Annotated in this window: 9 protein-coding genes; 5 read left to right on the forward strand and 4 right to left on the reverse strand. The window is 73.0% G+C overall.

Annotation, left to right across the window (positions count from 1 at the left end; translation table 11 throughout):
• Positions 1 to 853: patatin-like phospholipase family protein (locus tag F8279_RS28060; protein WP_368668844.1), on the forward strand; the 853-nt coding region annotated here is incomplete at its 5' end.
• A gap of 18 nt (positions 854 to 871) precedes the next feature.
• Here the strand turns inward: F8279_RS28060 and F8279_RS28065 are convergent.
• Positions 872 to 2092 carry an RNA polymerase sigma factor gene (locus tag F8279_RS28065; protein WP_091426911.1) on the reverse strand — a complete coding sequence of 407 codons (1221 nt, stop codon included), beginning with the start codon at positions 2090 to 2092 and terminating at the stop codon, positions 872 to 874.
• 19 nt (positions 2093 to 2111) lie between these two features.
• On the reverse strand, positions 2112 to 2504 hold the full coding sequence (locus F8279_RS28070) for a YciI family protein (protein ID WP_091426912.1): 393 nt from the start codon (positions 2502 to 2504) through the stop codon (positions 2112 to 2114).
• 90 nt (positions 2505 to 2594) lie between these two features.
• Between F8279_RS28070 and F8279_RS28075 the strand changes: the two genes are divergently transcribed.
• Positions 2595 to 3059 carry a peroxiredoxin gene (locus tag F8279_RS28075; RefSeq protein WP_244254875.1) on the forward strand — a complete coding sequence of 155 codons (465 nt, stop codon included), beginning with the start codon at positions 2595 to 2597 and terminating at the stop codon, positions 3057 to 3059.
• Positions 3060 to 3123: 64 nt separating this feature from the next.
• Positions 3124 to 3816: a DUF6319 family protein gene (locus F8279_RS28080; protein ID WP_151501552.1), complete on the forward strand. Its 693-nt coding sequence runs from the start codon at positions 3124 to 3126 to the stop codon at positions 3814 to 3816.
• Positions 3817 to 3885: 69 nt separating this feature from the next.
• On the opposite strand, the gene cydB is transcribed toward F8279_RS28080, so the two are convergent.
• On the reverse strand, positions 3886 to 4884 hold the full coding sequence (gene cydB, locus F8279_RS28085; RefSeq protein WP_091426915.1) for a cytochrome d ubiquinol oxidase subunit II: 999 nt from the start codon (positions 4882 to 4884) through the stop codon (positions 3886 to 3888).
• A 17-nt stretch (positions 4885 to 4901) separates the two neighbouring features.
• Positions 4902 to 6314 (reverse strand): cytochrome ubiquinol oxidase subunit I, encoded by a 1413-nt coding sequence (locus F8279_RS28090; RefSeq protein WP_151501553.1) that lies wholly within the window; start codon positions 6312 to 6314, stop codon positions 4902 to 4904.
• A 208-nt stretch (positions 6315 to 6522) separates the two neighbouring features.
• Between F8279_RS28090 and F8279_RS28095 the strand changes: the two genes are divergently transcribed.
• Both F8279_RS28095 and F8279_RS28100 read left to right on the forward strand, forming a co-directional pair.
• Positions 6523 to 7290: a 1-acyl-sn-glycerol-3-phosphate acyltransferase gene (locus F8279_RS28095; RefSeq protein WP_151501554.1), complete on the forward strand. Its 768-nt coding sequence runs from the start codon at positions 6523 to 6525 to the stop codon at positions 7288 to 7290.
• A gap of 61 nt (positions 7291 to 7351) precedes the next feature.
• Positions 7352 to 8000 (forward strand): flavodoxin family protein (locus F8279_RS28100; RefSeq protein ID WP_151501555.1); only part of this gene is annotated, 649 nt, incomplete at its 3' end.

The raw sequence follows: 8000 nt of genomic DNA on the forward strand, positions 1-8000 counted from the left end.
GGGTGGGGAGGACGGTCACGTGGGGCGCGCGTTGGTGCTGGGTGGTGGCGGGGTGACCGGGGTGGCCTGGGAGCTGGGTCTGCTGGCCGGGCTGGCCGGGCACGGCCTGCGGCTGGACGAGGCTGACCTGGTGGTGGGCACGTCGGCCGGGTCGGTCGTCGGGGCGCAGGTGCGCTCGGGTACGCCGCCGGCGCAGTTGTACGAGGCGCAGCTGCGGCCGCCCCGCGACGAGGTGCCGGCCCGGCTCGGGACGGGGGTGCTGTTGCGCTGGGCGTGGGCGGGCGGTCGTGGCCGGGACGCGGCGCGGGCCCGGGCACGTATCGGCGCGATGGCGTTGTCGGCGAGTACCCCGTCGGAGCAGTCGCGGCGGGCGGTGATCGCGGCGCGGCTGCCGTCGCCGGACTGGCCCGCGGCGCGGCTGCTGGTCACCGCCGTGGACGCGGCCTCCGGCGAGTTCGTGGTGTTCGACGCGGACAGCGGGGTGCCGCTGGTGGACGCGGTCGGCGCCAGTTGCGCGGTGCCGGGGGGGTGGCCGCCGGTCACAGTCGGCGGCCGGCGCTACGTCGACGGTGGGGTCCGCTCGCCGGTGAACGCGGATCTGGCGGCCGGCTGCGATCGGGTGGTGGTGCTGGCGCCGACGCGTGCGGCGGTCGGGCCGATGCCGCGACTGTCGGCGCAGGTGGCGGCGTTGCGGGAGGCGGGGGCGCGGGTGGCCGTGGTGTCGCCGGACCGGGCGGCGCGGACGGCGATCGGCCGTAACGTGCTGGACCCGGCGCGGCGGGCGGCGTCGGCGCGGGCCGGGGTCGCGCAGGCCGACGCGGTGGCCGACGAGGTGGCCGGGGTGTGGCGGTGACCGCAGCCGCCGGACGGATCAGGAGTCGCTGGTCAGGCGCGCCAGCCGCCGGTTGAGGTAGCGCTGTTCGGGCAGGCTTCCGGTGAGCCGGGCGGCCAGCCGGTAGTGCTCGGCGGCGGCCTGCGCGTCGCCGTCGAGCTCGAGCAGGTGTGCGCGGACGGCGTGCAGCCGGTGGTGGCCGCGCATCGCCGGGTCGGCCAGCAGCGGGTCGAGCAGGGCCAGCCCGACGTCGGGGCCGTGCGCCATGGCCACGGCGACGGCCTGGTTGAGCGTGACGAACGGGCTGGGGGCGACCCGGCTCAGCATGTCGTAGAGGACGCTGATCTGGAGCCAGTCGGTGTCCGGGAAGGCCGGCGCCTCGGCGTGGACGGCGGCGATGGCCGCCTGGAGCTGGTAGCGGCCCACCGGGCCGTGGGGCAGGGCCCGGCCGAGCAGCGTGACGCCCTCGTCGACGAGTTCGCGGCGCCAGCGGGAGCGGTCCTGGTCGGCGAGCGGCACGAGGTCGCCGGCGGCGTCGGTGCGGGCGGGTGACCGGGCGTGGGTGAGCAGCATCAGCGCCAGCGCGCCGGTGACCTCGTGGTGGTCGGGCAGCGCGGCGTGGACCTGCCGGGTGAGCCGGATCGCCTCCTCGGCGAGTTCGACGTCGAGGAGCTGGTCACCGGAGGTGCGGGTGTAGCCCTCGCTGAACACCAGGTGGCACACGTCGAGCACGGCGGCCACCCGGTCGGGCAACGCGTCCGGCGGGGGCATGGTGAACCGGGCGCCGGCCTCGCGCAGGGTCGCACGGGCCCGGCTCAGCCGCTGCGTCATGGTCCGGGCCGGCACCAGGTAGGCGGCGGCGATCTGCTCCACCCGCAGTCCCGCCACCGCGCGCAGGGTCAGCGCTACCTGTGAGGGGCGGCTCAGCGCCGGGTGGCAGCACAGGAACAGCAGCTGCAACGTGTCGTCGGCGCCGGTCACGGGCGTGTCGTCGACGGGCGGTACGACGCCGGCGTCGGGCTGCCGGGCGGCGTCGAGCCGTTCGCGGCGGGTGCGGGCCTCCTCGGCGCGCATCCGGTCGATCAGCCGTCGCGAGGCGACCCGGATGAGCCAGGCGCGGGGTTCGTCGGGGAGGCCGGTGAGCGGCCACCGGGCGGCTGCCACCTCCGCCGCGTCCTGGAGGGCGTCCTCGCAGGCGTCGGGGTGCCCGTAGCGGCGCAGCAGCGCGGCGCGGACGTGCGGCGCCTCCCGGCGCCACACGTCCGCGAGGGGCGTGGCGTTACTGATCGGACCCGCCCGGCCACATCGAGGGCCGCAGCTCGACGGTCTCCCCCGGGCCGGCGAACTTCGCGGCGACGGCTTCGGCGCGGGCCTGGTCCTCCACGTCGATGAGGAAGAAGCCGGCGAGGTGTTCCTTGGCCTCGGAGTACGGGCCGTCGGTCGCCAGCGGCGCGCCGTCGCTCCACCGGTAGAGCCGGGCGGTGCGCGGGTCGGCGAGCGCCTCGCCGACGACCAGCTCACCGTTGGCGTGCAGCTCGGTCATCACCTGCTCGAAGTCGGCGTTGAGCCGTTCGCGTACGTCGGCGGGCAGCTCCTGGTGGGCGGCGAGGTATTCGGAGGTGGGGTGGCCCCACGGCTCCGGGTTGGAGTGGATCATGATCACGTACTTCACTGTCGGTCCTTCGCGTCGTGCGGCGGTGCCTCCCCGCCGCTCACCGGGTACGACGGAGCGGGATCGGCGATGTCTACATATCCTCGCGTCATGAGTGACGCGGTGGGTGTCGGTGACCTGGTCGAGGATTTCACGCTGCCGGACGAGACGGGCACGCCACGGCGCCTGTCGGAGTTCCTGGCCGCCGGTCCGGTGGTGCTGTTCTTCTACCCGGCGGCGATGACGCGGGGCTGCACGGCGCAGAGCTGCCACTTCCGGGACCTGGCGGCGGAGTTCGCGGCGGTGGGCGCGGCTCGGGTGGGGATCAGCCGGGATCCGGTGCAGCGGCAGGCGGAGTTCTCCCGCCGGCACGGGTTCGACTATCCGCTGCTGTCCGACGTCGACGGCACCGTGGCGCGGGCGTTCGGGGTGCGGCGGCGGCTGCCGCTGGGCGCGCTGAGCACCCGGCGGATGACGTTCGTGATCGGCACCGACCGGCGGGTGCTCGCAGTGGTGCACAGCGAGCTGAGCATGAACGAACACGCCGACGCGGCGCTGCGGGCCCTCGGGGGCTGATCATCGCGGTGTCGCAGCCGGCTGGTATCAAGGCTGCGTCAACAGGTGTACGGAAGAGGGCGTGATGGCGGGTCAGGGTTTGTCCACTGACGAGATTCAGGGAATCCGGGAGGCCCTTGCGGCGGGCCGCAAGCCCCGGGTGGTGTTCACCGAGGCGGCCGGGCAGATGGCCGGGCAGCTCGGGCAGGTGGTGGAGCTGACCGACCCGGCGGCGTCGGAGGAGTTCGTGGTGGTGCGGTTCGGCCGCGACGAGCTGCCCTTCTCCCCCGCCGACGTGGCGATCGCCCCCAAGGGCGCCGGGCGGCGTCCGGCCGCCGAGGCGAAGCCGGAGCCGGAGCCGGAGCAGGCGTCGGCGCCGCCGAAGCCGGAGTTCGTGCTGGACACCCCCCGGGTGCCGGCGCCGCGGCGGGAGGAGCCGAAGGCCGAGCAGCCGGCGGCGGAATCGAAGCCGGCGAAGCGGGCGGCGAAGGCGGCGAAGCCGAAGACCCCGCCGGGGCTGACCGTGACGCTCGCCTACGCCGAGGGCGAGTGGACGGTGGCCGCGCAGCAGGGCACGAAGGCGCTGGCCCGGCCGTACGTGGTGAAGCCGGCCGAGGCGCTGCGGATGGTGGCGCTCGTCGACGTGCCCGGTGTGCAGGAGGCGGTGGAGCAGATCCTGGCCGCCGAGCGGGCCGAGGCCGAGCAGCAGGCGGAGAAGCTGCGCGCCGAGCTGGCCGAGATCGAGGCGCGGCTGGCGGAGTTGCGCGAGGCGCGCTGACCCCGAACGCCCCGCGGGGCCGGTGCGACCCCCTCGCACCGGCCCCGCGCCCCTGCGCCCACAGGTCGATCAGTGTTGCGGGATGTTCTGTACCCCGATCCGGCGGCGGAACACCCAGTACGTCCAACCCTGGTAGGCGAGCACGATCGGCGTGAACACCACGGCCACCCAGGTCATGATCTTCAAGGTGTACGGGGTGGACGCGGCGTTGGTGGCGGTGAGCGTGCCGGCCGCGTCGAGGGTGGACGGCATCACGTTCGGGAACAGCGCGGCGAACAGCGTCGCCACGGCCAGGGCGATCGCCACCGCCGTGCCGGTGAACGCCCAGCCCTCCCGGCGTACCTTGGCGGCGGCCAGACCGCCGAGCAGAGCGAGGGCGGCGCCGACGGCGAACACGACGGCGGCGGCGCTGGAGCGGATGGTCAGCGTCCAGCTCAGGAACGCCACGGCGGCCACGGCGGTGCCGACGCCGAGCTTCACCGCGAGGGCGCCGGCGCGCTCCCGGATGTCACCGGTGGTCTTCAGCGCCAGGAACACCGCGCCGTGGGTGAGGAACAGCCCCAGCGTGGTCAGGCCGCCGAGCAGCGCGTACGGGTTGAGCAGGTCGACCAGGCCGCCGACGTACTCGTGGTCGGCGTCCAGGGGCACGCCGCGGAAGATGTTGGCGAACGCCACGCCCCACAGCACGGCCGGGATCGCCGAGCCCCAGAAGATGGCCTGGTCCCAGCGGCGCTTCCAGGCCGCCTCGGGCCGCTTGTGGCGGTACTCGAAGGCGACGCCGCGGGCGATCAGGGCCAGCAGGATGAGCAGCAGCGGCAGGTAGAAGCCGGAGAACAGGGTGGCGTACCACTCGGGGAAGGCGGCGAACATGGCGCCGCCGGCGGTGATCAGCCACACCTCGTTGCCGTCCCAGACCGGGCCGATGGTGTTGATCAGGACGCGGCGCTGCCGGTCGTCGCGGCCGAGCACCGGCAGCAGCATCCCGACGCCGAAGTCGAAGCCTTCGAGGATGAAGTAGCCGGTGAAGAGCACGGCCACGAGGAGAAACCAGACGGTCGTCAGTTCCACGGTTGGGCTCCGGGGTGTCAGTAGGCGAACGCCAGCGGGCGCTCGGCGTCGTCGGTGTCGTCGGTGTCGTCGTCGGGGGTGACGTCCGGGACACCGGCGCGGGCGTAGCGGACCAGCAGCTTGAACTCGACCACCGCGAGGACGGCGTAGATGAGCGTGAACGCGGTGAAGGACGTGAGCACCTCGGTCAGGGAGACGCTGCGGGACACGCCGTCACGGGTGAGCATCTCGCCGAAGACGATCCACGGCTGGCGGCCCATCTCGGTGAAGATCCAGCCGAAGGAGTTCGCCAGCAGCGGCAACACGGGCATGACCAGGCCGGCGCGCAGCAGCCACTTGCTGGTGGGGGTGCGGTCCTTGCGCTGGCTCCAGAGCACCAGCAGCGCGATCGCGGCGGCGGCCAGCCCGAAGGCGATCATGAAGCGGAAGCTCCAGTAGGTGACCGGGATGATCGGGGCGTAGTTGCCGGGTCCGTACTGGCTGGCGTACTGGGCCTGGAGGTCGTTGATGCCCTGCACGGTGCCGTTGGGGTCGCCGGTGCCGAGGAACGACAGCAGGTACGGGATCTTGATGGCGAACAGCTCACGGCTGCCGTCGAGGCTGCCGACCGTGAGCACGGAGAAGGAGGCGGGGCTCTCAGTGGTGTAGAGGCCCTCCGCGGCGGCCATCTTCATCGGCTGCACCTCGGTCATGATCTTGCCCTGGATGTCGCCGGTGAGGACGACCAGTGCCGAGGAGACCAGGACGACCCAGGAGCCGAGCTTGGTGGCGAAGCGGTACGCACCGGTGTCGGCGCTGTCGCGGTTGCGCATCACGTGCCACAGGCCGACGGTGACCATCAGCGACCCGGCGACCAGGAACGCGCCGGCCAGGGTGTGCGGGAAGGTGACCAGGGCGACCTTGTTGGTGAGCACGGCGACGAAGTCGGTCAGCTCGGCGCGGCCGCTCTCCGGGTTGATCCGGAAGCCGACCGGGTTCTGCATGAACGAGTTCGCGGCGAGGATGAAGTACGCCGACAGGTTGGTGCCGATCGCGGCGGCCCAGATCGCGGCCAGGTGCAGGCGCTTGGGCAGCCGGTCCCAGCCGAAGATCCACAGGCCGATGAACGTGGATTCGAGGAAGAACGCCACCAGGGCCTCGATGGCCAGCGGCGCGCCGAAGATGTCGCCGACGAAGCGGGAGTAGTCACTCCAGTTCATGCCGAACTGGAACTCCTGCACGATGCCGGTGACCACACCCATCGCGAAGTTGATCAGAAAGAGCTTGCCGTAGAACTTGGTGAGTTTGAGGTACCGCTCGTTGCCGGTGCGGTGCCACATGGTCTGGAGGATCGCCACCAGCACGGACAGGCCGATGGTCAACGGCACGAACAAGAAGTGGTAGACGGTGGTGACACCGAACTGCCAGCGGGCGACGTCCAACGCGTCCACCAGAAAACCCCCAGCTGTGCATACTACGAGACGTAGTAGATACTACTCGGCGTCGTAGAGAAAGCAGCAGGGCCGCAGGGCCCCACCCGGCCCGGGACCAATGACCCTGATCACCCTTGCCGGAGGACCTGCGGTCCCGGGATCACCCTTGCCGGAGGACCCCTCCGGCTCCCGGGGTCGCCCCGGCTCGTGCGACCATCCAGCACTGATGAACAGCACCCCCTGGCGCGCGCCGCTGCTGTGGCGGGGCGCGCAGACGCTCGCTCGCGCTGCCGTCGGGCTGGTCGGCCGGCTGGAGGTCACCGGCGACGTGCCCGACGCGCTGCGCCGCGGACCGCTGGTCCTGGCCGCCAACCACATCAGCCCGTTCGACCCGGTCGTGCTCGCCGCCGCCTGCCGGGTCCGGCGCGTCGCGCCCCGGATCATGGCCACCGGCGGCCTGTTCCGCGCCCCGGTGATCGGATCGCTGATGCGCCGCGCCGGGCACATCCGCGTCGACCGGGGCACCGCCGCGGTGCACCGGTCACTGGAGGTCGCCGCCGAGGCCGTGGCCGGCGGATCGGTGGTGGTGGTCTACCCGGAGGGACGCATCGGGCTCGACCCGGGCATGTGGCCCGAGCGGGGCAAGACCGGCGCCGCCCGCCTCGCGTTCGCAAGCGGCGCCGCTGTCGTACCGGTGGCCCAGTGGGGCTCGCACGAGGTACTGCCCTACCAGGCGCCCAAGGGAATGCTGGGCGCGGTGGCGCGGGCGGTCGCCCGCCGGCCCGCCATCCGGGTGCACTTCGGCGCGCCGGTGCCGCTGGACGACCTGCGGTCGGGCTCCCCCGGCGCGGCCCGGCAGGCCACCGACCGGATCATCGACGCGATCACCGACAATCTGGTGCTGCTGCGGCCCGACGAGCCCGACCGGCCCCGGCACGTCGACCCCGGCCGCCCGGTGGACGACAGTCGCGCGCACCGCCGCCGCGCCGGCTGACGCATCCCGGCCGCGGTGGCGGGTATCAAGCCGCGCACCCGTACGCGGAGAGGACCCGGTCATGACCGCTGTTCGAGCACTCGTTCTCAACTGCACCCTGAAGCGTTCCCCGGCGACGTCCAGTTCGCAGGTGCTCGGTCAGGAGGTGCTCGACGCGCTGGCCGATCAAGGCGTCGACGGCGAGATCGTCCGGGTGGTCGACCACGACGTGCGCTTCGGGGTCTCCGTCGACGAGGGCGACGGAGACGGCTGGCCCGCCATCCGCGCCAAGCTGCTCGCCGCCCAGATCCTGATCATCGCCACGCCGATCTGGCTCGGCCAGCCCTCGTCGGTGACCAAGATGGTCCTCGAACGGTTGGACGCCGAGCTGTCCGAGACCGACGACCAGGGTCGCCTGCGCACCTACGGCAAGGTCGGCGGGGTGGCAGTGGTCGGCAACGAGGACGGCGCGCACCACACCATCGCCGAGGTGCAGCAGGCACTCAACGAGGTGGGGTTCACCTGCCCGGCCGCCGGGGCCACGTACTGGGTCGGGGAGGCGCTGCACAAGACCGACTACGTCGACGCCCGTCCCAAACCCGACACGACCGGCCGCACCACGGCCGCGCTGGCGCTCAACAGCGCCCACCTGGCCCGGCTGCTCGCGGAGCGGCCCTACCCGCCGCCCGGAACCCGTGACGCGGGCGTCGGCCCCAGCAGTCAGCCGGGCT

It is taken from the genome of Micromonospora sp. AMSO1212t (assembly GCF_008868145.1).
GTDB classification, from domain to species: domain Bacteria; phylum Actinomycetota; class Actinomycetes; order Mycobacteriales; family Micromonosporaceae; genus Micromonospora; species Micromonospora tulbaghiae.